Origin of the sequence: Clostridium paraputrificum AGR2156, assembly GCF_000424025.1 — a bacterium.
Classification (GTDB): Bacteria; Bacillota; Clostridia; order Clostridiales; family Clostridiaceae; genus Clostridium; species Clostridium paraputrificum.
On sequence record NZ_AUJC01000005.1, the window covers coordinates 187,922 to 211,901 of the forward strand.

Sequence of the window (23,980 nt, forward strand, 5' to 3'; positions counted from 1 at the left end):
ATAGTTTCAAAATTATATTACTAATGAAGTTTCTTATTTATAAAATCACAAAGTAGTTTGGAAAACATTATGTGAATTTTCTGAAAATAACTTGAATATGAACAGAGTAGTTTTTAAAATATAAATTGTATACAGTATTTACCAAAGTGTCTGGTAAATAAAAATACTAAAGGTATAAAGGGGGAATATGCTATGCATATTAAAAAAAGAATTAAAAGGATGGCAGCCTTTGTAGTATTCTTAGGAATACTATTTACACTAATGCCATGTAAACTAACTAGTGCTTCTGCTTCGGGAGTACCTGGAAAACCAACATTGTCATCTGATCAGTATGGAGTTGATTATGATGGTGACTATAACATTACAATGAACATGTATTATGGGAATAATGCAACAAGCTATAAGCTTTATGAGAGGTATGGAATTAATGGAGAGTATAAGGTTATCTCAGAAGGTGAGTTAACAGATGGTACACCTGCAGTTCAATCAAAGGTTATAGAGGTAAGAGGTAGACAAAATATAGGTATTTACAGTTACTATGCAGAGTTTATAAATAGTTATGGAAGTGCTTGTAGTGATGTACTTGAGGTAAGAGTAGGAAAAGATGGGGATGCTAAGATTATTATAGATAAAGTTGATAATGAAGGCATTCAATATCAAACTACAATTGCTCAATGTAAAGAAAGTTATAAGATAACTAACAGAAAAAATACTTCATCAAAATTTAGTGTTATTTCAAGTAATACTTCTGTTGTAAAAGCTTCAATTAAAGATGGTAATACTTTAGTAGTTGAAGGAGTATCAGCAGGAAGATCAGGAATTAAAATTGTAGATGAATCTACTGGTGATATAAGACAAATTGGTTTTAGAGTAAAGAATTCTGATGGATCTTTACCTGGTATGCCAGATTATTTATCAATTGGACAAGTATCAGAGGATACTGATAATGATTTGAACTTTTGGAAAGATACAAGTAATAATGATACTAATAAACGTTGCGACATAAGATATATTTATGTTAATGGAGGACCATTTGGTGGATGGAGAAGTTGGACAACAGAAGATGGAGATAGAGTAAAAAGCTACATTCGTGAAAGTTTAAAGCTTGGTATGATACCATTCTTTGTTTATTACAATATACCAGATAGTGGTGAAAGCTATGAATTAGATTTAAAGCATATAAATGACAAAGCATATATGGAAGGATATTATAAAGATTTGAAATTCTTTTTAGATATTTGTAATGAGTATGCAGGTGACGAGACTGTTGGGATGATTTTTGAACCAGACTTTTTAGGTTATATGATGCAACAGAATAAGAAAGATCCATCAACAATAAGTGCACTAGTAGATACAGCATACACTTCAGGAGTCCTTGAAAAAGGAAAAGATCCGACATTTGAAAATTCAGTTAAGGGATTAGTAGAATCTATAAACTATACAGTAAGAAAAGAGTATAAGAATTCATATTTTGGATGGCAATTTAATATTTGGTCTTATGATAGTACAGAAATACCTAATCAAGGACTACTTCATAAAACAGAGTTTATTGGCTGGGATAATGGTAGACAGTTTATAAAACAAGTTGCTCAAGAAACTGCAGATTACTATAAATCAGCTGGAATTACTTCATATGATGCTGACTTTATATCTATTGATAAATATGGACTAGATGGTGCATATGAAGACAACGCAGCAACAAATCCTGAAGGGTCAAAATGGTTGTGGAATGCAGATATATGGAATAACTATTTGCTATATACCAAAACTTTGCATGAAGTCACAGAAAAACCAGTTATCCTATGGCAAATTCCAGTAGGGCACTTAAATAGTAGTGAAGAGCCTAACCCATATAATGGAGGCAAATTTGATGATTTAACCAACGCTGTAGGAAACTATGAAGACTCTGCACCAACTTATTTCTTTGGAGATACTTTTAATGCTAGTTCTGATGCAAGAAAAGAATATTTTGGTAAAAATCTTGCTAATGATTCAAAAATAAAGGTAGAAGGAAATAAAATTACTTGGGGAGACCATATGGAAGAGACAAAGGATGCTGGTGTTGTATCAATCTTATTTGGTGCTGGCGTTAATGCAAGTACTGATGCAGTGGGATCACCAGCCCCAGATAATTATTGGTGGATTACAAAAGCACAAAGATATTTAAAAAATCCTTTAAGTCTTGATATTACAATAAATCCACCAGCACCTTCTGATGAAAAGCCATTAAGTCCTGAAATATCTTCATCATCATTGGAGAGTAATGGCAATTATACTTTAAACATTAAAATTCCATCAAACTCTAAAGCTAAAGAGTACAAGCTATATGAAAATGGTAAGGTTATAAAGAATGGCTCTGTTGCTACTTCTGAAACAATAGTAAGACATGAAATATTAAATAAACCAACTGGAACTTATATGTATCAGGCTGAGCTTATTAATGGAAGTGCATCTAGTACAAGTCAAATTATAACAGTAAAAGTAAGTAATAATGTGGTTCCACCTATAGATGTTCCTCTAAAAGCTACATTAACAGTAGATAAAAGTTCTAATGATGGTAATTATAATTTAACTATTTCTATACCTGAAAAGTCTAATGCTACTTCCTATAATTTGTATGAAGATGACAAAATTATAAAAACAGGAGATGTTTCAATTCTTCCACAAGTAATTAATGTTAATTTTACTAATAAGATTAAGGGCACATATGTTTATAGAGTGGATTTAATTAATAAAGATGCTACAACTAAGAGTGATACTATAACTGTAAGTTGTAATCCTACAGTAGTTGAAAATGGAATAAAGGTTGAATATGCTACAACAGCTGACTGGGGAACAGGTGCAAACTTCCAAATTACTATATTTAATAATACAGACATGGATTTAGTAAATTGGACTTTATGCTTTGATTTTGATAAAAAAATAAATTCACTTCCAGATGTTAATTTCACACAGAATGGAAGTACTTATACTATAACACCAAAATCATGGAATAATGTTATACCTAAGGGTGGAAAGCTTGTTTTGTTTGGTGGATGTGAAGGTAACGTAAATAACTTAAATATATATAATGTAAAAGTAAATTAGGAAAAGAGCTTATACTAAAGTGTGATTTAGTATAAGCTCTTTTTATTATTTAACAATATTTTTTGATAACCTTAATAAGAGCAATTTTACCAAGTGATTTTTAAGTGAGAAATCTTGAAGTTGTTGATATTACAGTGATAGGAGGTGAAAGAAGAAAAACTATACCTAATGTTCATTTACCTGGTAAAAAAATGTGAATCTTGAATTAATAAGTGATTAGGGGGATAATAGATTTATTGAATGCCTTATTTCCAATGGATTAACATTAACATGAGATGTATTTAAATACTAATAGTTTGGGTTTTCCAAACTCTTATGCTTGATTAACATTAACATGAGATGTATTTAAATCTTCCTTTCAACATTAATTAATTTTTGGAGCAAGATGATTAACATTAACATGAGATGTATTTAAATACTTTTGCAGAATCATTATTGAAACAATAAGCAGTAGATTAACATTAACATGAGATGTATTTAAATGAAGTCATACTACTTCCTGGCACCCAACTAAAACCAGATTAACATTAACATGAGATGTATTTAAATTTTTTTAAACCTCCAAGAATAAAGGGCGTGGAGATGATTAACATTAACATGAGATGTATTTAAATAAGGTAAATTATATTTGAAAATATAAAGATATATAGAATAAGATAGCATGTCCTTATCTATCATAAAAGAAAAACCTAGAAAACTAGTTTTTTCTTTGTGAAGCAACATAACCAATAAATTAGTTAGATAGAGCAAGCTGTATATTTAAGATATCAATTTAGTTTTAAGAAAATTATGTAATAAATCTTTGCCAGTTCTAGTTTTTATAACTTCTTTCATTCTATCCAAACCAATCTCATAATATCCTTCTTCAAAAACATTAATCATAAGATCAGCTTCAACTAAAACTTGAAAATCCATTCTATCAATTTTTTCATAGCTGTGATGCATCTTTATTAAATAAAGTATTCTATGAATTGCTTTTTCTTCATATCCAGCATCTTTTAATAACTCACGAGCTAATAGGGGAGCCTCTTTTCTTTGAAGTTCTTGGCTTGCATCTCCATATTTTTCTTTACAAATTTTTATGCCTATATCATGTAATATAGCTGAGGCATGTAGTACTAGTTTTTCTTTTTCTGAAAGACCTTCACAGTCTCCAATGGTTTTTGCTAGAGCATAGACTTTTAAAATGTGATTGCTTCTACGGTTATGACCTTCTTCAAAATTAAGTGCTGAAAGCATAAGTTTAGATTCTTTGTTCATATGTCTTCTCCTATTTATAAAATGAATTTAATGGGATTAATTATAATACAATGATGGATAATATTCAACAAATAGTAAATTATTGTATTATAAAATTTAAATGCTAAAATTATATATACAAAGTTTTAGGAGGGAAAGTAATGAACACAATTTCTAGAGAAGAAGGATTAAATTTATTAAAGAAATATAATAAGGAACATTTTCATATATTACATGGATTAACTGTTGAAGGGGTAATGAGATACTTTGCAAAAGAACTAGGATATGGGGAAGAGGAAGACTTTTGGGCAATGGCAGGACTTTTGCATGATATAGATTTTGAGATGTATCCAGATGAACATTGTATTAAAGCCCCTGAACTATTAAAGAATGAAGGGGGAAGTGATGAGTTAATACATGCTGTATGTAGTCATGGCTATGGAATTACAGTTGATATAAAGCCTGAGCATCAAATGGAAAAAGTTCTTTTTGCAACTGATGAATTAACAGGGCTAATTGGTGCAACAGCAAGAATGAGGCCATCAAAGAGTGTTATGGATATGGAAGTATCAAGCTTAAAGAAGAAATTTAAGGATAAGAAATTTGCGGCTGGTTGTTCAAGGGATGTTATAAGACAAGGTGCTGAAATGTTGGGATGGGACTTAGAGAAGCTTATGGAAATGACAATTATTGCTATGAGATCTTGTGAAGGAAGAGTTAATGAAGAAATTACAGTGTAGTATGAAAGAAAGAGAATTAATTGGATGGTGAATGTATACAAAAGGTGTTAGAACTTGAAAACTTAAAATAGTAAAAAGGACTATGTAATTAAATATTCATAGTCCTTTTTTGTGTAATTATTGCTTTCGTATATATTAATTAAGAAGTATAGGAAGGTAGAAATATGAATATTTTTAAAATTATATATATAAAATATTACAAAAATGTTGATAAATGTAAGGCTAAAGTTATAATATATTATATAGTTGATTTAGGAGGCATAATATGCTTAATAGTTTTGTTAATAAGAGTTATGTTACTTCAACAGAGATTGAGGAATTATTAAAGAGTTCTATTGATAAATATGATGAGTGCATATGGATTAAAAATATAAATGGTAAATATCTTTATGTTAATAATAGTTTTTGTGATGTTATAGGACTAGAAAAAGAGTATTTACTAGAAAATAATTGCAAAGAAATATTTGATAGAAGATGTTATAAGATTGATATGGAAAATGACAGAGGGGTAATTAAAAATAAGAAATATAGTATTATAAATGAGTATCTGTGTATAAATGGCAAAGAGTGTTTGCTGCATGTTCACAAGATTCCTATAATTGATAATGATGATAAATGCTTATCATTAATTGCAATAGCAAAACAGTTAGATAGTAATAAGCTTACTGATGAGAAATATTTGGATTATGGCGACTTTACAGCTATTATTACAGAAAATAGAGAGAAGATTAACTTAAATAACTATAATGATGTATTAAGTTATATAGAAGAAGTTAATGATAATGAATCTGTTTTTGGTGTTAGTGTATGGATACTTAAAGATAAGTCAAAACTTAATAAGATGGTGGGGGTTGGTGTATTAGATAAATTTTTATATGATTATGAAGTAAACTTATCTAGGCAGGATATTCATTATTTAAAGAGTGTTAATTCAGATTTGTTACTACCTAAATACAGGGAAATTATAGCGGACTTTTACAGAAAAAATAAACTTGATAAAATTTATGATAAGCTATTTAAGGATACAGACAAATTAGTTATTCCTATACTAGCAGACAACAATTTATTAGGAATCATAAATTTATTTTGTAATATGGAAACTTATACAAAGAAAACTGAAAAGTATTTAAAAAGTGTAGCTAGTAGAATTGCCTATAGAATTCAAAATATAAAGTTATCAAAAGTAATAGCAGAACAGTTTTCTAAAAAAGTGAAAATAGAAAATGATCTAAATATTTTTTTGAAACTTTCAACTGACTTATGTATTATATTAGATTTAAAAGGAAATATAAAGAAAGTTAGTTCTAATGCAATAGAACTTTTAGGGTGGTCAAAAGAAGAACTATCTAAGATGACAATTGATAATATTACGGAGTTAACAGAGCGAAGTATAAATTTAAATGAAATTTATATGAATCATAGTCATAAATGCTATGGAGGTATATTTAAGCTTAGATGTAAAAATGGATTTTTAAAAGTTATGGAATGGTATTATTATCATGAATCAGCTACTGATCAGATATACATAATTGGAAGAGAGATAAGCTTTGTTTTTAGATTAGAGGAGGAACTAAAAGATATTGAAAATAAACTGAAGGAGGAGGTTTATAAATCAAAATTTATATCTAATATTTCTCATGAATTTAGAACTCCAATTAACATAATACTTTCAACAATACAGCTCTTAGAATTATATGAAGGAGATAATAAAAATAGTCAAAGATATAGATATCTTTCTACTGTTAAAAATAATGGATATAGATTATTACGCCTTATAAATAATTTAATTGATTTAAATAATATTAAAAGTAAAAAAATTAAGCTTAATAAAGAAATTATAAATATTGTTTCATTTATAGAAGACATAGTTGATTCTATAGTTGATTATGTTGCTAGGATGAAGAGAAGAATTATATTTGATACTGATGAAGAGGAAGTTTTTTTATCTATAGATATTAAAAGAATAGAAAAAGTAATTTTAAACCTTATTTCAAATGCTATTAAGTTTACTGATGAGAATGGAAATATAGAGGTTTATATAGAAACAGATTGGGAAGAAAGTAAAGTATATATATATGTAAAAGATGATGGTATAGGTATTTCAGAGAAAAATATAAAGAAAATTTTTAAAATATTTAAACAAGTAGATAATACATTTTCAAGAAGAGTAGAGGGAAGTGGAATAGGACTTTCTTTAATAAAAGCATTTGTTGAAATGCATGGTGGAGAAATATTATTAGAAAGTAAATTAGGGGTTGGGTCTAAGTTTGGCTTTTACTTACCTATAGATAGAATTGGGCCAAAAGAAATAGTATATAATATAGAAAAAAATTGGGATTCATCATTTAAAAGTGCTGAGATTGAGTTTTCTGATATATATGAAATTTAGTTTATAAAAAAGATAAGAGGTGTAATTGTGAAGGGGTGGGTAAATTTAAACTTAAATGAAATAAAGTTTGCATGTAATAGTAAATATAGCAAAGTTAACTTTAGTTGTATGTCATTTTATGAGCAGATTCGGTTTATTTTACAAATGTTAAAATATTATGGGTTTAGCAGTTTTTCAGTAGAAGATGTAAATACAATGTACCAATTGATAAATGTAAATTCTATTGAAAATACTAATGAGGTAGGAGATATACTAACTAAGCTTAATACCGATGATATTGAGACAAAACTATATGAAGATATATTGTTATATGGATATAAGAGAGAATATATTGAAGATAGTAATATATATTTTGGTAGAAGGTTAAATTATAAAGAAAGAAATGACTAGAGTATTAAGGCGATAAAGAAAAAGTTTAATTTATAGAAAGGTGCAAAAGTAAATCTTGCATCTTATTTTTATGAAAAAGTATATTAATATTGATAAACACAGAAAATTTGTATAACATGTAATTGTAAACATAAATATTAGTATTAGGAGGGGGATTATGGGAATAGGAATAAGTATTTATCCACTATTAAGTTCAAAAGAGGATAACATAAATTACATAAAAAAAGCTTATGATTTAGGTTATTCAAGAATTTTTACATCAATGCTTGAGGTGGATTCTGAAAAGGAAAAGGCACTTAAACAAATAGAGTGTTATAGAGAAATAATGAATTATGCTAAAATCTTAGGAATGAGAGTGTTTATAGATATAAATCCTCAGGTTCTTAAGAATATTGGAGTAGATCCAACTGACTTGAAGTTTTTCCTTGACTTGGGTGTTACAGGAATAAGGTTAGATGGAATATTTAATGGAATTCATGAAATGATGATGACATATAATGAGTATAATTTAGATATAGAAATAAATGGTTCCTTAAATACATCCTATGCAAATAATATAGTTGATTTTGGATGCAAGAAAGAGAAGCTAGTTGTATGCCATAATTTCTATCCTGAAGAGTATACAGGTCTTTCTTTAGAGTTTTTTAATAGCTGTATGGAGAGACATAAATCATTAGGATTAAAGACTGCAGCTTTTGTAAATGGAACTAAGGGGGGCAAGATGGGACCTTGGCCTACTAATGATGGTCTTCCAACATTAGAAAAACACAGATATAAAGATATAGTAGCTCAAGCAGATGAATTATTTGCCTTAGGTGTTGATGATGTAATAATAGGAAATGCTTTTGCTACCAATGAAGAGTTAGAAGCTTTGGCAAATCTAGATAAAGATATAATTAATCTTAAGTTTAAAGCATCAAAGAAATTAACAGAAGTGGAAAAAAGTTTCTTTAATAAGGTTCTTAATGATAGACATGAAAGTAGTGAGCAAATAATAAGATATTCAATGGGAAGAGTAGAGTTTAAGAATACATCTATTCCAAGTGATAATACTGGAAACAAGGTGGTTAAAAGAGGTACTGTTCTTATAAATAATGATGAATATCTAAATTATAAAGGTGAATTAATAATTGCAAGAGAAGAATTAAAAATAGATAATAGAAGAAATGTAATAGGTTCTATTGAAGAGGATTATTTAGATTTATTAGATTACATTAAGTATGGCAAAAAGTTCATTATTGAAGATTAAAATAAAAGGACTAACGATAGTTAGTTCCTCTTTTATTATGGATAAATATATTAAAATATATGTAATAATAATGGAAGAGAGATATAAAATTACCAAACATAAATCGGTAAAAAGGTTAATATAATGTAAACAAAGCGCAGAAATGATTCATAAAATGTTAAAAAATATATACTAAGAGAATAAATATGGATATCTATATAAATATATATATATGCTAAAATATGAAATATAAAATCTTTTAAAATAAATAAGGAGAAGTATTATGAGCGGGGGATATGAGGGGATATACAAATTAATTTCTATTGATGAAGAAAATGCTTTGTATGCATATTCAGGAGATAATTTTAGCTTTCCGGCTGAGGAAAAGTTAGCTGACTCATTAGATGGTAGACTGCAAATTAGTTTATGTGTTTTAGAAAATCATAAGTGTTTGGATTATTTTGAAAAAGGAAATGTTAAGGTTTTAAAGGATTGTTATTATGCTCAAAAAAATGAATTAGGAGTAGATATTTTTGCTTTTAGAGCAGTTCTTAACATCTTAAAAAGATATGATGAAAGCAAAGAATTACCTAAAGACGGTCATTGGGTAGTATAAAATGTATAGCTATTAAATTATAGAACATACTAAACTTATTAAAGGAGGTTTTTGTATGGGATATAATGGTGAAAAAAATACTTCTGGTAGTAATACTTTTTTAAGGTGGATAGGAAGAATGGTAATAGTAGCTATTGTTTTAGGAGTTACATCTTTCTTAACACCGGGCTTTACTATCTATGGATTATGGTCATATCTAATTGCAGCAGTTGTAATATCTGCTCTTGACTATTTTGTAGAGTCTTTTATGGATGAGAATATATCACCTTTTGGTAAAGGTATAAAGGGATTTCTAATTTCTGCTGTTATTATTTATGTAGCACAATTCTTTGTTCCATATATGGGAGTATCAATAATTGGTGCAATATTGGCAGCAGTTGTGATTGGCATATTAGATGCGATCTTCCCTATAAAAGTTTTATAATTATTTCTTCAGTAGAGGATTAGTGGATATTTGTTTTGATGTAACTTAATCAAAATAAATATCCACTTTACTTTTAGCGGTAATATTTAACACACAGTGTTGTAAATATGTGGTATAAGAGTTATAATTATCTTTAAAATATTATGGGAGGCATAGAAATGGCGTATTATTTTAATGAACCATCACATACATTTAGTGAATATTTATTGGTACCTGGATACTCATCAGCAGAATGTATACCAGCAAAAGCAAGTTTAAAAACACCAATTGTGAAATTTAAAAAAGGTGAAGAACCTTCTATAACTATGAATATTCCTCTTGTTTCTGCAGTTATGCAGTCAGTATCAGATGATAAAATGGCTATAGCCCTTGCTAAAGAGGGAGGAATATCATTTATATATGGTTCTCAAACTATTAAAAATCAAGCTGAAATGGTAAGAAGAGTTAAGAATTATAAAGCTGGGTTTGTTGCTAGTGATTCCAGTATAAAACCTGATGAAACTCTTGAAGATATACTTAATTTAAAAGAAAAAACTGGACATAGCACAGTTGCAGTAACAGATGATGGAACATCTACAGGAAAGTTGGTTGGAATTGTTACAAGTAGAGATTATCGTATAAGTCGTATGGACAAGTCTACTAAGGTTTCTGAATTTATGACGCCTATAGACAAGGTTATTTATGCAAAGGAAGGAATAAGTCTTCGTGAGGCAAACGACATAATTTGGGATAATAAACTTAATGCGCTTCCAATATTAAATGATGAACAAAGACTTGTTGCTTTTGTTTTTAGAAAGGATTATGATTCTCACAAAGAAAATCCAAATGAGCTTTTAGATGAGCAAAAGAGATTTGTTGTAGGGGCTGGAATTAATACAAGAGACTATGAAGAAAGAGTACCAGCATTAATAGATGCAGGAGCAGACATTCTTTGTATAGATTCATCTGAAGGGTTTACAGAATGGCAAAAGAGAACTATTACCTTTATTCGTGAAAAATATGGTGATAAGGTAAAGGTTGGGGCTGGAAACATAGTAGATAGAGAAGGCTTTAGATTCCTAGCTGAAGCAGGAGCAGATTTTGTAAAGATAGGTATAGGTGGAGGATCTATATGTATCACTCGTGAAACAAAAGGTATTGGAAGAGGACAAGCTACAGCTGTAATTGAGGTTGCAAAAGCACGTGATGAATATTATAAGGAAACGGGAATCTATATTCCAATATGTTCTGATGGTGGAATAGTTCATGATTATCATATTACCTTAGCTCTTGCCATGGGAGCAGATTTCTGCATGCTTGGTAGGTATTTTTCAAGATTTGAAGAAAGTCCAACAAATAAAGTAATTATAAATGGTAACTATATGAAGGAATATTGGGGAGAAGGTTCTGCAAGAGCAAGGAATTGGCAAAGATATGATATGGGGGGCGCAAACAAGCTTTCCTTTGAAGAGGGAGTAGATTCCTATGTTCCATATGCAGGCCACTTGCATGGCAACTTAGAGGTTACCTTAGCAAAAATTAAATCAACTATGTGCAATTGTGGGGCCTTAACAATTCCAGAACTTCAAGAAAAGGCAAGGATAACTTTAGTTTCATCTACAAGTATAGTTGAAGGTGGAGCACATGATGTTTTATTAAAAGACAAGAATGGAATGACGGTAAAATAGAAGGTATAAGGTAAGAAGGTACAAGCAGTGCTTCGCACAGTATAGATAAGAAGTTACGGAGGAAATTCTGCTAGCGCTAGTGTTTTTTACAATTAATAAGTCGGCTGTATTAAATGGAAAGTATATTTTATTGGAAGATAGTTTTTATTCTAATTTTATGTTCATTAGGATGGACAAGCACTTAGGAATAAAAATTTTCTGTAAGAAAATTATCCATAACTTTTCACTATTAACTATTATCTATCCACTAAAAAATTATTGCAGTGAAGGGATTTAAATAAATGTTTGTACTTTCATTAATACTAAGTATATTAAATAGTTTTGGAGGTGGCTTAGTATGAAAGTTAAAATGTTTTGTGATATTACAGGGAAAGGTGCTATGGTTAATCTTCCTATGGAACCTAGAATGCTATTAGATATGCAAGGGGAATTACTTGGAAGAGAGAATCTTGGATATATATTATGTGCAGATGTTAAATATTATGATGAAGATAATAATGAAATAGAAAATATATTTATACTTAACAAATCATTGTTTTAAAATTAGGGAAAATAGAATATTAGTAAAAGGAGCCAGTATTGGCTCCTTTTTTACTTACCTTTAGTACGGGTGGGGGGATATTTGTTTCCATGTGACTTGGAGCTTGCGACGGAACAAGGGAAATAAATATCCGCCACACCTTTTTTAGTTACTAAATGCTAATTTTCTATAAATTATGCTATAAGATGTACAAAGGTTAAATAAAGAATTAAATACAGTAGAGCATAGCTCTGTAGCATTTTTATAATCCCACATATAACTAGGGGCTCCTAGTCTATATGATTTAATTTGTTCAATTATATAATAATTCAAAGTTTTTGGCCCGTATAATATATTTGAGCTTTCAGTGTTTATATTATTATCCATTGCCACTTCGCTATTTTCCTCCTCAAGTATAAACTTCTCTAAATCATTTTCGTATTTAAGATGTTTTCTTAATGAATCGAAGTTTCCTCTTATATGAGCATGACAACAGAAATCACATAAATAATGAACTACTATACCTGCTCTTATAGAGTTAAATATATTAAGTTTACCTGAGTTTGAGATTTTTTCTATTTTGCTATAAACATATTCTGATGATTCTTCAAAGTAGTGGGGATGAACTTTATAAGAAGCAATCAAGTCAGGTAATATTGTTCCAAGATAAAAAAATGGTGAGTAATATTTTAATAAAACATTATCCTTGTTATTATTTATTATTTTTTTTGCTATAAATAAATGCGTTTTTAATTTCATAAAATCTAGCTCCCGTAAAAATTTTGTTACGTGGTTTTATTATATGCAAAAGTTCTTAAATTACTAACTTAAATATAACGGAGATAATTAAAAAAGTAAAACTGTAATTGTTACCTATAAGGGAATTTATTGTTCCGTAAAGTTTTAAAGTAGCTAAACTTAATCTTATATTACTAGGTTTTGAAATATTTTTCATTTAAAAGTATACATAATGTGGAAAAATATTAAAAAATTGATATTAGTATTGATTATTGTGTATATAGGTGTTAATATCTGTATATGGATAATATATACACTTAGGAGGAAAAATGAATATATTAATTAGTAATTCTTCATCAGTTCCATTATATGAACAAATTTCCAATCAAATAAAAAATCAGATATTAAATGGTGAATTAAAGCCTAGTGAAGCCTTACCTTCAATAAGAATGCTAGCAAAAGATTTGAAGGTAAGTATTATAACAACTAAAAGAGCATATGAAGAACTTGAAAAAGAAGGTTTTATAAAAACAGTAGCTGGAAAAGGAACCTTTGTATCAGAAGGTAATTCTGACAGACTTAAGGAGGCAGCTATATGTGAAATAGAAATTAAGTTAGATGATGCTATTAGTCAAGCTAAAGCTATTGGATTAACATTAGATGAATGCTTAGAAATATTTAAAAGTTTATTTTTGGAGGAGTAATTTTTATGAAAGCTATAGAATTTAAAGGAGTTAAGAAGAGAAGAGGGAACTTTCAACTCTCTATAGATGATTTGTTAATTGAAAGTGGTTATATAACAGGTTTTATTGGACCGAATGGTTCAGGTAAAACTACAACAATAAAATTAATAATGAATATGCTTAAGATGGATTCTGGAATCATAAAGGTTTTTAATAATGATATACGAGACTACTTCGCTTATAAAAGTGAAATTGGTTATGTTGGGGATGAAGCAGGTTTCCTAGATACTGTTAAGGTAAAGAATATAAAAAAGTACATGAGTAATTTTTATGAAAAATGGGATGAAGATTTATATAAAAAGTATATAAGTAAGTTTAGAATAGATGAAAATAAGCTATATAAAGATTTTTCAAAGGGGCAGAAAAAACAATTTGAACTTATAATTGCCTTATCTCATCATCCAAAGCTAATTATTATGGATGAGCCAACTGCTAACCTAGATCCAAGGGTTAGAAGTGAATTGTTAGAAATGCTTCAGGAGCATATTGAAAGAGAGGAAGCAACAGTTTTTTATTCTACTCATATAACATCTGATTTAGAAAAGACAGCAGATTATATAGTTATGATTTATGAAGGTAAAATAATTTTAACTGGAATAAAAGATGAACTATTAGAAGAACATGCCATTATAAGGGGAAAAACTGAGCTTTTAGACATGGAATCTGAGAAGATTTTAAGAGGAATAAAAATAAATAGGTATGGATTTGAGGGGATGACATCTGATAAGAATAAAGCTTTTGAGATATTTGGAAAAGAAGTGGTTTATGATAAGGCTACTTTAGAAGATATTTTACTATTTTATACTAGAGGTGATGAAAATGCGTAATGTTATAAGTCTTGTTAAAATGCAATTTGAAAATTTATTTTCATTAAATAGAACTTTTTTAGCTATGATTGGAATAAGTGTACTTATACCTTTTGTAATTCCAGAGATGGCCACATATGCTGTTGGAATAATAGTTATAGCATTTACCAATATTACTGTTGGAAGAGAGAAAGCATGTAATATAGATAATCTTGTAAGAACACTACCAATAAAGGTAAATGAATATATTTTATCTAGGTATGTATTTGGAATAATAGGAATTTTCATTTCTATTGGAATTATGAGTATAGTTGCAATATTCTTAAATGGAAGCCCATATATATCAGTGGAAAGTGTTATAATATCAGCTCTTGTAATTGGAAGTGTATTAGTAGGAATAATAACTCCTATTGTAACAATATTAGGCCCTGAAAAAGGTAAGATAGTTGTGATTATTCTTACAGTTTTACCACTTATGTTTACAATGAAATTACCTGAGCTATTAAGTGATATAAACATAAATATATTGAATAAGAATATATTATTTTTATTAATTATGTTGGTTACAATATTGATAATGTATATATCTTATTTAGTAACAGTTAATATATATAAGAGAGTAGAACTTTAATATTTATTAGGGGGATGGTCAATGAAGAACATAGAATATCTTTTGAGAATGCAATATATAAATATGATGTCAATGAACAAAACCATAATATTAACATTAAGCCTAGGAATTATAAGTTCATTGATTTTTCCTGAACTTTTATTAGTTTCTATAATAGCTGTATTCTTTGTAGTAATGTTCAGTTCATTAGGTGCAGAGAAGAGATGCAATGTTGATAATCTAGTTAGGTCTTTACCTGTATCTAATAAAGAATACATTTTTTCAAGATATCTTTTCAATATAATAAGTAGCATAATATCAATTATTATAATTACTATTTTAAGTATAATAATAAAAGATTCTATAGATTTAACTATTGGGATGGTATTTCTTTTGGAATTATTTTATGTTGGAGTATTATTGTCAATTACTTTACCTAGAACACTTTTTTATGATTTTAAGAAAGTCAATGCATTGGACTATTGTTTGATAATTATTCCTATGGTTCTTATAGTAAACTCAACATGGAAGTTAACAATTGAATCTTTTCCAAGTACCAACATATATGTATTAATTATTTTAGGCATTATTTGTTTGGTAATATGTGTTTTCTTTTCGTATGTGGTTGTTCTACATATCTACGAAAGAAAAGAATATAGTTAATTTAATGTAGACGGGCATCTTTATTGATGCACGTCTTTTTATAATTTTATCACAAAGAAAAAAGGCAAGGCTATATTATAAGTAGGTAGTAATCTTTAGGAGAGGCAAGGTGGAAAACAATAACTTTTATAATCTTACAGATGAAGATGTAGAAACATTGAGGCTTTTAGATCTGCAACTATATGGAAATTTAGTATTTATAGTGTCAGATGTTTTATCATATATATCAACTATTGAAAGTATAGACCTAGTTTATAGTAAATATGAGAATACATCAGAAAACTTGCCAGACCCAGATGTGCCTGCTTTAGAATCTGCTTATTTAGCAGTAATAGCAAGAAGTATTCTTTTTGATATAGGCTTTGCTAGGTATGGACATTTAGTAGAAAAATTTAATAATGGTGAAATAGATTTTTCACTTAGTCCTGATGAAGATATAAATTTAGGAAATATATTTGGAATGATTTCATATATGTATTTTTTAAGAGGTGTTATGGGAATTTATGAGAGAGATTTAAGCTTACCTGTATTTGGACTATAGATATGGTATACTTAGAATAATCTAAGTTATTGAAAGGAAATTATTATATGTTAGAAAATATAAATACAGATGATAAAAAGTATATATACGTTGCAAACTATCCTCCTTATGAAAAGGAGTTATATAAAATGGAAATGAAGTCTTTATTTAAGAATGACATAGAAGAAAAGTATTTTTTCTCTGATATATGGGTTAATCCTTCAAGAAGTCCATTTATAAAAGAAGCTTTAAAAGTGATTTATGAAGGAGATAGTGTAGAAGAAATTTGTAATAAAATAAAGGAAGAAAATCTATCTTATGACGATTTTAAGGTTGTTTATGTTAAAGCAGAAGAGAAGAACACAACCTATGAAGAGAGATTAAGCAGTTTAAGGGCAGTTGGTTTTGTTATAACTGGTGAGCCTGATATTCATAACCCTAGAGTAAGAATTGGAATTAGCAAAGTAGGGAACAGATGGTATTTTGGTGAATATGAAAAGAACGACTTTGAATGGCATATTCATGATAAAAAGCCTTACTCATATTCAAATTCCTTAGGTATAAAACTGGCAAGAGCCTTAGTTAATATAGCTGGAGGCAATGACGTTAATATAAAAATGGTGGACCCTTGTTGTGGAGTAGGAACAGTTGTTATAGAAGGAGTGTCCATGGGATTTAATATTAAAGGATTTGATATTAATAAACAGATCTGTAGTAATGCTAGAAGAAATTTAGAGTTCTTTGGTTATAATGATGTGGTTAAAGGAATGGATATTAAGGATATAGAAGAGAAATTTGATGTGGCAATAATAGATTTACCTTATGGATTATTTACACCAATAAGACCTAGTGAACAGATGGATATTATAAATTCTGCAAGGAAAATAGCAGATAAATTAATTTTAGTTACCTTTGAAGATATGGATGAATTTGTGTATAATGCTGGATTTAAAATTATTGATAGATGTAAGGTATCTAAAGGGAAATTTATTAGATACATAAGTATTTGTATTTAAATAGAGGGTGCTCACAAAAAGTGATGCACCCTCTAAAATTATAATTGGTAGAGATATAGGCTTAGCTTATTTTTTCCCAAGGCCCCCATTGTGATGCACCTGGAGTTTCTCCTAATGTCCACCATTTTGCTTTATATTGAACACCTTCGTACATTACAATATCTCCTGAAAGATAAATTTTCGATGAGTCATATACAGGAATAGATGTGTCTATTACAGTAACCTTTGAATAAGCTATAGTACTTCCACCTTTGCTATCTGTAACAGCATAAGTAATTGTGTAAGTTCCAGCCTTTGTAGTATCAACAGAGCCACTAACAATTATTTTATTTGTTAAGTCTCCGTCTTCTTTGTCAGTTGCAGTTATACCATCTAATGGACTAAAGCTGTCACCAATTAGAAGTTGTTTGTCTGCAACTCCTAAAATTATAGGTAAGGTATTACTTGGATCAGCTTGAGAAGATCCAAATGTTGCAAAAATTTTAGAATGTTCATATTGACTAGAAATTCCTGAATTATTATCAAGTAGTGCATCTCTATTTAATGACCAATAGGAGGTCATTCCTATATTATTTGCTTTTGCGTAATTAGTAACAAGTTGAGACCATGCAGGAGTAAATATAGGGTCTGAACCACTTTCATATCCTATAGAAACAGTTACACCTAATTTAGCATAAGCCTCTGAATCTGATAGGGTAGTATTTGCATATTTTTTGTAGTAATCCTTTATTTGATTTTTAGTAGAATCCATGGCTCTTACAGAAGCTGTACCATAGTTTTCATTAGGTTGTAGTACACCACTTCCATAGCACATTGCCATTATATTAATGTATTTTAAGTTTACGCCATTGGATAGATAAGCCTCTAAAACATCTAGTTGTGTTTGTGTAAGTCCTGATGGAAGAACAGGTAGAGTTAAAGAAACCTCAACTCCTGTTTCATCTTGTAACTTCTTTATTGCCTTTGCATTAGCAATATTATTTTGTTTGTTTTGAGCTCCACCTTCTACATCTAAATCTATTCTTGTTAAACCATATCCATTTACAATATCAAGATAAGTGTTATATAAAACATCAATATCTTGAGATGTTTGCCAAAAAGCAACTCCATTAGCTCCGCCAAAGGATATTGTAGCATCTCCGCCTAGCAATCGTAATTCTCTTAAAGATTGTTTAATTGCATCATATTGAGAATTCATCTTCCCTTCAGATAAAACAGAGTATCCACCCCATCCCCAATTAACTTTGCCATTAGAGATTGAACCAGTAGACTGAATAAATGCTAAGTTAAAGAATTTAATACCTGTATCTTGGGATAATTTACTTAAATTTGCGGGTCCTCCAGTATCTTCACCTACATAGTAGCCTTGTTTGGTTACCCAATCTACCATATCTACATATGGGGCATTTACTTGGGTTGGCCAATTTTTAATTCCTACTCCAGCACCAAAAGAACCTGCAGAAGTTGCTGCATTAACTTTTAAAGACATAGGTAACAAGAGAGATAGTATCATGATGCATGGACAAAAAACTTTCTTAAAGAAGTTTTTTCTCATTATTAATACGCCTCCTAATTTAATTAATATTTTCTTATGTCAATAAAATCTAGGTAAAAGTTTACATGTAATGCTGAGATGTAATTTTAGAGTTAATTTTTGAAATGTCATTTAAAGAATTCTTATAGCTAGAACTAGCTAATATCGCAATAGATATCCATTTATTAACAGTATAAGCCTGTTTGATAAATAAATCAAGCTGACTTTTATAAAAACTTTAATGAAATACTAATTGATTTTATATTAATAAATGCAAGTAAATAATTTAGTGATTGATGTATAGAATAAACCTTAAAAAATTTACTAAATTTATCAAAGTATATAGGAATGATGGTTAACTTAGTATATAATGTAAAATAAGAGTGATAATATTCGATGAATATTTACAATATAGTTATTAAGGAGAGTATTTTATATGAATAAGAAAAAAATACTACAAATAATTTTAGCTGGTGCAACTTTTTCAGGAGGAATGTCATTAGCTAATAGTTCTGTAGCTGCTACAGAATTAACTAATGATAATATTTTGGATATAGAAAGCATTATGAATTTAAATGATTCATACGAAGGAAAGGTTGTAAACGTTGATAGTAATTTGAGAGTAAGAGAAGGTGCAAGCTTACAATCAACAGTTATAGGATATTTAGTAAATGGTGAAGTAGTTAATATAAAGGGTGAAACTGAAGAATGGTATAGAATTGACTTTAAAGGACATGAAGCATATGTGTCAAAGGAATATATAGAAGTTACTACATTATCTAAAGCGTCTAGAGCGGTTCAAAAGGGACAGGTATATAACACAGGTGGAGTAGGATTAAATGTTAGACAAGCTGCTAGTTCAACTTCAGCCAGAATTGGAATATTAAAAGATGGAGAAGTTGTACAAGTTAACTCTAAAAGTGGAGATTGGTATAACATAAGTTATGGTAATAAAACAGGATTTGTACATAGTAAATATATTAAGCTTATTCAAACAACTGAATCTGGTACAAATAATAACATAACTAAAGGAAAAGTAAAGAATATTACAAGTAATCTTAGAGTTAGACAAGCCCCAAGCACAAGCGCTTTAACTATTGGATACCTTTTAGGTGGACAAGAGGTTGAAATAACTGGTGAAAGTGGAGAATGGTATAAAATTAACTTTAATGGGAAAGTAGGATATTCTCATAAAGATTACATTACAAAAATATCTAATGGTTCATCTGGTTCATCAAATAATAACAATGGTTCTACTGTTACTGAAAAGGATGGAACTGTTGATGCAACAGATGGATTAAGAGTAAGAGAGGGAGCAGGAACAAATACTAAGATACTAGGAGTATTAACTCATGGTTCAGCCGTAAAGATAGTTGATACTAATGGGAGCTGGTACAAGATAAAGTATGGTTCAGGGTATGGATATGTACATAAAGATTATATAAAAATAACTTTTTCAGGATTTACTGGGTCAACAGGTTCAGGATCTCAAAACAATAATTCATCAAATAATAACAATGGTTCTACTGTTACTGAAAGGATGGAACTGTAAATGCAACAGATGGATTAAGAGTAAGAGAGGGAGCAGGAACAAATACTAAGATACTAGGAGTATTAAATCACGGTTCAGTCGTAAAGATAGTTGATACTAATGGAAGTTGGTATAAGATAAAGTATGGTTCAGGATATGGATATGTACATAAGGACTACGTAACAATTAAAACATCAAGTAACAATAATAATACACAAGAAAAACCTGATAATAAGCCAGAAGTAGTTGTAAAAAAAGGTGAAGTTTATAATACAGGAAGTAATCTAAGAGTTAGATCAGCAGCAAATACTAATTCTATTGTATTAGGATATTTAGTTGATGGAACAAAGGTAGATATTATAGGTAGCGAGGGTAATTGGTATAAAATTAACTTTAAAGATAAAACTGGTTTCGTAAGTAAAGATTATGTAAGGCTACTAGATGAAAAGCCAACTACTCCAGTAGTGCCACCTGTAACTCCTGAAGTTCCGGATGTTCCAGAAGATAAGCCACAGATACCTGATGAAAAACCAGAAGAAAATCTAAAGGTTATATCTATTGGAGCTGTTAATGTATCTAACCTAAATGTTAGAAGTGGAGCTGGGACAAGTTATGCTATAAAGGGTTCAGTAACTATTAACCATATAGTAGAAATTGTTGGAGAAGAAAATGGTTGGTACAAAATAAAGTACAAAGATAATACAGCATATGTAAGTTCAAAGTATATTAATATAAGTACCGGATCAAGTAACTATGGATTAACTGTAGACAAATTTGCTGAGTTACAATTTCCTAAGTTAAATATGGTTCAAAAGGATGGAAAGTGGGTTAATGCTTCTCTTGAAGACATTAAATATTATATGAATCCAAATAACTTTATAAATGATGTTAGTAAGTATATGTTTATGAAGTTAAACTATGTAAATGGAATTCCTATGTCTGTAATTAATGAAGTTATACAAGGAAGAGGAATTTTATCTGGAAAAGGTAATGCATTCTTAGAAGGTGCTAAAAAGTACAATGTAAATGTAATGTATCTTCTTTCACATGCTAGACTTGAAACAGGTAATGGTACATCAACACTATCAAATGGCGTGTTAGTAACAGAAGTTGATGGTGTCCCAGTTGAACCAAGGGTTGTTTACAATATGTATGGTGTAGGAGCAATTGATAGTGATCCATTAAGAGGTGGCTCAGAATATGCATATAAACAAGGATGGTTTACTCCAGAACTAGCAATTTCAGAGGGGGCTAGTTGGATAAGCAAAAACTATATAAACAGTACTAAATATAATCAAAATACATTATATAAGATGAGATGGAATATGAGTTCTACAAGTATTGGATGGCATCAATATGCTTCTGATATAGCTTGGGCAGAAAAACAAGCTAGAATAATGGCACCATATTTAGAAAAGTGTGGAGTAGTCTTTGAATTTGACATACCGACATTCATAAATTAATTATTATTTAGAAAAGAGAAATTGTTTTGCAATTTCTCTTTTTTAATCTCTAGATTAGTTATAAAATTTTAATTAGCTATAAATCAAAGGTATTATTACATTTTCTTTACCATCAGTATGTGGGGAATAGATATTTATTTTTCTGTGATTTGGAACTTGCGATAAAACAAGCAAAATAAATACCCCCGACCTTTTTTGTTGATTAACTACTTCCTGTATTATACAATTAAGGTGAAGTAATGGATTTAGGGGGGAATATGAAAAAATATACTTTACAAATTATAATAGGAATTCTTATCTTTATAAATATTATTTCATTAAGTTATATAACTAAGCTTAATAAAAAAATAGATATTAATAATGATTATATAAATGGTTTAAGTGGAGAGTTAAACAGGATTAGATTCCAACCAAAAGATGATAACTCTCTTATAAGTGAAAGTAATGTTGAAATGATTAATGAGGAGTTAGCGTCACTAAAATGCACATATAAAATAAGCTTAGTGTTAAAAGAAATTACAGATACCACTGAAGTTATATATAGGATAAATAATAAAGATTATAAACTTAAGAGGGATGGAGTTAATTTTACTGGAACTATAGATATGCCTCTTTTAAGTGATTATGATCTTCCTTCATACTTGGTTATTAAGAACGGAAATACAGAAAAAATTGAAAATGCTAAAGGTTTATTTAATTATGATAGAAATATGAGCGAGATTATTAATTATTATGGTTCCATTAGCTATAGAAATGAAATTTTAAAACTAAAAGGTAACCTAGAAACTAATATATCTTACTTATCAGGTAGCTATCAGGATGGGGGTCCAAATGAAATTCAAATATATAAATATACAGTTGATATTCTTGAGAATAATAAGATTATTTCATCAAAGGAATTTGTAATTAATGACATAGGTACTAATAATAATCTTTCTATAGAAGAAAATGTAAAGAGGAATTCAAATTATGAAATACAAGTGAATGTAGTAGATAATTTAGGTGATAAATATAAGTATTCTTTAGTTAGTGGAAAAGCAACAGAGGTTAATTTTACTAATTTAGATCAGCAATATAGGGGAGAACTTATAGATGTATATAATAAGGATGGACAAGTGCTATATCAATGAAGTAATTAGAAAATAAAGAGCATAAGTATTGACTTTGTAATTTAGTTGATATATACTGTTTTAGTGAATTAAATAGAGACAGTTCGTGAGCCTCCTGTCAATAAACAAAACTACGGCAACAAAGCATAGGATTTATATTGCTTTTTATTGTCGTGGAAGAATTTCTTCTACGACTTTTTTGTTTTGCATGGCTTGAACTAATTCTCGAAGAATGGGGGAGTAGTTATTATGACAAATGAATTAAAAACAAAAAGACTTGTAAGAACAGCAGTAATAGCAGCTTTATATGCATTATTAACTGTTGCACTTGCACCAATAAGCTATGGGAATTTTCAGTTTAGAGTATCTGAAATTCTAGTATTATTAGCTTACTTTGATCCTTTCTACATAGGGGGACTAACTCTAGGATGTTTCATAGCTAACTTGCTTGGACCAAATGGAACAATGGATGTTATTTTTGGAACTTTAGCAACATTTATAAGTGTTGGAGCTATAAGCTTAACAGCAAAATATATAAAGAACAAAGCTTCTTTAGTTATAGCTTCATTATGGCCAACAATATTTAATGGAATAATTATTGGATGGATGTTAAATGTTACGGTAGGAGCACCTTTATGGTTAACCATGGGTGAAGTTGCATTAGGTGAATTTGTAGTTATTACAATAGTGGGGATTCCGATATTTAAAATGATACAAAATAGATATACTAGATTACTTAAGGAAGAATTTTAAGTATAAAAGAAGGCTCTAGCAAAAACTAGAGTCTTCTTTTTGCAATTAATGTAAAAGTAAAATGAGAAATATATTAGGTAAAATATATAATAAAGCCTAAAAGAAAGTTTTAAGTCAATTTACTTTCACAACTAAGATGTGTAATCATTACTTTAAAAGAATTTCGTTATTATAAAGGCTTGTAGAAATAATTT

The 23,980-nt window shown here is 29.1% G+C and carries 22 protein-coding genes, 1 pseudogene and 1 CRISPR repeat array; of the genes and pseudogenes, 20 read left to right on the forward strand and 3 right to left on the reverse strand.

What is annotated here, in order from left to right:
- Positions 1 to 192: 192 nt before the first annotated feature.
- The gene (locus tag G594_RS19560) at positions 193 to 3,087 is read left to right on the forward strand and encodes a cellulose binding domain-containing protein (protein ID WP_051195916.1); all 2,895 of its coding nucleotides are present in this window, start codon (positions 193 to 195) and stop codon (positions 3,085 to 3,087) included.
- A 257-nt stretch (positions 3,088 to 3,344) separates the two neighbouring features.
- Positions 3,345 to 3,701: a CRISPR direct-repeat array (repeat unit 30 nt; unit sequence GATTAACATTAACATGAGATGTATTTAAAT).
- A 145-nt stretch (positions 3,702 to 3,846) separates the two neighbouring features.
- Here the strand turns inward: G594_RS19560 and G594_RS0106075 are convergent.
- On the reverse strand, positions 3,847 to 4,347 hold the full coding sequence (locus tag G594_RS0106075) for an HD domain-containing protein (RefSeq protein WP_027097769.1): 501 nt from the start codon (positions 4,345 to 4,347) through the stop codon (positions 3,847 to 3,849).
- Positions 4,348 to 4,487: 140 nt separating this feature from the next.
- Here G594_RS0106075 and G594_RS0106080 point away from each other — a divergent pair, with 140 nt between their 5' ends.
- From G594_RS0106080 to G594_RS0106115, 8 genes are all read left to right on the forward strand, one after another.
- Positions 4,488 to 5,066 carry an HD domain-containing protein gene (locus G594_RS0106080; RefSeq protein ID WP_027097770.1) on the forward strand — a complete coding sequence of 193 codons (579 nt, stop codon included), beginning with the start codon at positions 4,488 to 4,490 and terminating at the stop codon, positions 5,064 to 5,066.
- 265 nt (positions 5,067 to 5,331) lie between these two features.
- Positions 5,332 to 7,455: an ATP-binding protein gene (locus tag G594_RS19565; protein WP_051195917.1), complete on the forward strand. Its 2,124-nt coding sequence runs from the start codon at positions 5,332 to 5,334 to the stop codon at positions 7,453 to 7,455.
- A 27-nt stretch (positions 7,456 to 7,482) separates the two neighbouring features.
- The gene (locus tag G594_RS0106090) at positions 7,483 to 7,845 is read left to right on the forward strand and encodes a hypothetical protein (RefSeq protein ID WP_027097771.1); all 363 of its coding nucleotides are present in this window, start codon (positions 7,483 to 7,485) and stop codon (positions 7,843 to 7,845) included.
- A 157-nt stretch (positions 7,846 to 8,002) separates the two neighbouring features.
- Positions 8,003 to 9,094: a DUF871 domain-containing protein gene (locus G594_RS0106095; RefSeq protein ID WP_027097772.1), complete on the forward strand. Its 1,092-nt coding sequence runs from the start codon at positions 8,003 to 8,005 to the stop codon at positions 9,092 to 9,094.
- A gap of 262 nt (positions 9,095 to 9,356) precedes the next feature.
- Positions 9,357 to 9,689, forward strand: coding sequence for a hypothetical protein (locus G594_RS0106100; RefSeq protein ID WP_027097773.1), 333 nt, complete (start codon positions 9,357 to 9,359; stop codon positions 9,687 to 9,689).
- 55 nt (positions 9,690 to 9,744) lie between these two features.
- Positions 9,745 to 10,113 (forward strand): phage holin family protein, encoded by a 369-nt coding sequence (locus G594_RS0106105; protein ID WP_027097774.1) that lies wholly within the window; start codon positions 9,745 to 9,747, stop codon positions 10,111 to 10,113.
- Positions 10,114 to 10,271: 158 nt separating this feature from the next.
- On the forward strand, positions 10,272 to 11,780 hold the full coding sequence (locus G594_RS0106110; RefSeq protein ID WP_027097775.1) for an IMP dehydrogenase: 1,509 nt from the start codon (positions 10,272 to 10,274) through the stop codon (positions 11,778 to 11,780).
- A 337-nt stretch (positions 11,781 to 12,117) separates the two neighbouring features.
- On the forward strand, positions 12,118 to 12,321 hold the full coding sequence (locus G594_RS0106115; RefSeq protein ID WP_027097776.1) for a hypothetical protein: 204 nt from the start codon (positions 12,118 to 12,120) through the stop codon (positions 12,319 to 12,321).
- A gap of 144 nt (positions 12,322 to 12,465) precedes the next feature.
- Here the strand turns inward: G594_RS0106115 and G594_RS0106120 are convergent, their stop codons facing one another.
- Positions 12,466 to 13,059 (reverse strand): zinc dependent phospholipase C family protein, encoded by a 594-nt coding sequence (locus G594_RS0106120; RefSeq protein WP_027097777.1) that lies wholly within the window; start codon positions 13,057 to 13,059, stop codon positions 12,466 to 12,468.
- A gap of 308 nt (positions 13,060 to 13,367) precedes the next feature.
- On the opposite strand from G594_RS0106120, the gene G594_RS0106125 reads away from it, so the two are divergent.
- The 6 genes from G594_RS0106125 (at position 13,368) to G594_RS0106150 (ending at position 17,396) form a co-directional block, all read left to right on the forward strand.
- Complete coding sequence (locus G594_RS0106125) at positions 13,368 to 13,742, forward strand: GntR family transcriptional regulator (RefSeq protein ID WP_027097778.1); 375 nt, start codon at positions 13,368 to 13,370, stop codon at positions 13,740 to 13,742.
- Between the two features lie 5 nt (positions 13,743 to 13,747).
- Positions 13,748 to 14,608, forward strand: coding sequence for an ABC transporter ATP-binding protein (locus G594_RS0106130; RefSeq protein WP_027097779.1), 861 nt, complete (start codon positions 13,748 to 13,750; stop codon positions 14,606 to 14,608).
- Positions 14,601 to 15,218: an ABC-2 transporter permease gene (locus tag G594_RS0106135; RefSeq protein ID WP_027097780.1), complete on the forward strand. Its 618-nt coding sequence runs from the start codon at positions 14,601 to 14,603 to the stop codon at positions 15,216 to 15,218. The genes G594_RS0106130 and G594_RS0106135 overlap by 8 nt, the downstream gene beginning before the upstream one ends.
- A gap of 21 nt (positions 15,219 to 15,239) precedes the next feature.
- Positions 15,240 to 15,860, forward strand: a complete 621-nt coding sequence (locus tag G594_RS0106140; RefSeq protein WP_027097781.1) for an ABC-2 transporter permease — start codon at positions 15,240 to 15,242, stop codon at positions 15,858 to 15,860.
- A gap of 109 nt (positions 15,861 to 15,969) precedes the next feature.
- Positions 15,970 to 16,401 (forward strand): hypothetical protein, encoded by a 432-nt coding sequence (locus G594_RS18445; protein WP_051195918.1) that lies wholly within the window; start codon positions 15,970 to 15,972, stop codon positions 16,399 to 16,401.
- 47 nt (positions 16,402 to 16,448) lie between these two features.
- Complete coding sequence (locus tag G594_RS0106150; protein ID WP_027097782.1) at positions 16,449 to 17,396, forward strand: TRM11 family SAM-dependent methyltransferase; 948 nt, start codon at positions 16,449 to 16,451, stop codon at positions 17,394 to 17,396.
- A 61-nt stretch (positions 17,397 to 17,457) separates the two neighbouring features.
- Here G594_RS0106150 and G594_RS0106155 read toward each other — a convergent pair whose 3' ends face one another.
- A complete protein-coding gene (locus G594_RS0106155; RefSeq protein WP_027097783.1) occupies positions 17,458 to 18,951 on the reverse strand; it encodes an immunoglobulin-like domain-containing protein in 1,494 nt (497 codons plus the stop codon).
- 415 nt (positions 18,952 to 19,366) lie between these two features.
- On the opposite strand from G594_RS0106155, the gene G594_RS0106160 reads away from it, so the two are divergent.
- From G594_RS0106160 to G594_RS0106175, 5 genes and pseudogenes are all read left to right on the forward strand, one after another.
- Positions 19,367 to 20,482 carry an SH3 domain-containing protein gene (locus G594_RS0106160; RefSeq protein WP_027097784.1) on the forward strand — a complete coding sequence of 372 codons (1,116 nt, stop codon included), beginning with the start codon at positions 19,367 to 19,369 and terminating at the stop codon, positions 20,480 to 20,482.
- Positions 20,483 to 20,502: 20 nt separating this feature from the next.
- A pseudogene (locus G594_RS20730) lies at positions 20,503 to 20,880 on the forward strand (SH3 domain-containing protein); the annotation flags it as partial.
- A gap of 45 nt (positions 20,881 to 20,925) precedes the next feature.
- The gene (locus G594_RS18450) at positions 20,926 to 21,924 is read left to right on the forward strand and encodes an N-acetylglucosaminidase (protein WP_051195919.1); all 999 of its coding nucleotides are present in this window, start codon (positions 20,926 to 20,928) and stop codon (positions 21,922 to 21,924) included.
- A gap of 257 nt (positions 21,925 to 22,181) precedes the next feature.
- Positions 22,182 to 23,054: a hypothetical protein gene (locus tag G594_RS0106170; RefSeq protein ID WP_027097785.1), complete on the forward strand. Its 873-nt coding sequence runs from the start codon at positions 22,182 to 22,184 to the stop codon at positions 23,052 to 23,054.
- 228 nt (positions 23,055 to 23,282) lie between these two features.
- Positions 23,283 to 23,786 (forward strand): QueT transporter family protein, encoded by a 504-nt coding sequence (locus G594_RS0106175; protein WP_027097786.1) that lies wholly within the window; start codon positions 23,283 to 23,285, stop codon positions 23,784 to 23,786.
- Positions 23,787 to 23,980: the final 194 nt, after the last annotated feature.

Coding starts and splice junctions, on each gene's coding strand:
- G594_RS19560 (WP_051195916.1), top strand. CDS start 193: ATGCATATTAAAAAAAGAATTAAAAGGATGGCAGCCTTTGTAGTATTC.
- G594_RS0106075 (WP_027097769.1), bottom strand. CDS start 4,347: ATGAACAAAGAATCTAAACTTATGCTTTCAGCACTTAATTTTGAAGAA.
- G594_RS0106080 (WP_027097770.1), top strand. CDS start 4,488: ATGAACACAATTTCTAGAGAAGAAGGATTAAATTTATTAAAGAAATAT.
- G594_RS19565 (WP_051195917.1), top strand. CDS start 5,332: ATGCTTAATAGTTTTGTTAATAAGAGTTATGTTACTTCAACAGAGATT.
- G594_RS0106095 (WP_027097772.1), top strand. CDS start 8,003: ATGGGAATAGGAATAAGTATTTATCCACTATTAAGTTCAAAAGAGGAT.
- G594_RS0106100 (WP_027097773.1), top strand. CDS start 9,357: ATGAGCGGGGGATATGAGGGGATATACAAATTAATTTCTATTGATGAA.
- G594_RS0106105 (WP_027097774.1), top strand. CDS start 9,745: ATGGGATATAATGGTGAAAAAAATACTTCTGGTAGTAATACTTTTTTA.
- G594_RS0106110 (WP_027097775.1), top strand. CDS start 10,272: ATGGCGTATTATTTTAATGAACCATCACATACATTTAGTGAATATTTA.
- G594_RS0106115 (WP_027097776.1), top strand. CDS start 12,118: ATGAAAGTTAAAATGTTTTGTGATATTACAGGGAAAGGTGCTATGGTT.
- G594_RS0106120 (WP_027097777.1), bottom strand. CDS start 13,059: ATGAAATTAAAAACGCATTTATTTATAGCAAAAAAAATAATAAATAAT.
- G594_RS0106125 (WP_027097778.1), top strand. CDS start 13,368: ATGAATATATTAATTAGTAATTCTTCATCAGTTCCATTATATGAACAA.
- G594_RS0106130 (WP_027097779.1), top strand. CDS start 13,748: ATGAAAGCTATAGAATTTAAAGGAGTTAAGAAGAGAAGAGGGAACTTT.
- G594_RS0106135 (WP_027097780.1), top strand. CDS start 14,601: ATGCGTAATGTTATAAGTCTTGTTAAAATGCAATTTGAAAATTTATTT.
- G594_RS0106140 (WP_027097781.1), top strand. CDS start 15,240: ATGAAGAACATAGAATATCTTTTGAGAATGCAATATATAAATATGATG.
- G594_RS0106150 (WP_027097782.1), top strand. CDS start 16,449: ATGTTAGAAAATATAAATACAGATGATAAAAAGTATATATACGTTGCA.
- G594_RS0106155 (WP_027097783.1), bottom strand. CDS start 18,951: ATGAGAAAAAACTTCTTTAAGAAAGTTTTTTGTCCATGCATCATGATA.
- G594_RS0106160 (WP_027097784.1), top strand. CDS start 19,367: ATGAATAAGAAAAAAATACTACAAATAATTTTAGCTGGTGCAACTTTT.
- G594_RS0106170 (WP_027097785.1), top strand. CDS start 22,182: ATGAAAAAATATACTTTACAAATTATAATAGGAATTCTTATCTTTATA.
- G594_RS0106175 (WP_027097786.1), top strand. CDS start 23,283: ATGACAAATGAATTAAAAACAAAAAGACTTGTAAGAACAGCAGTAATA.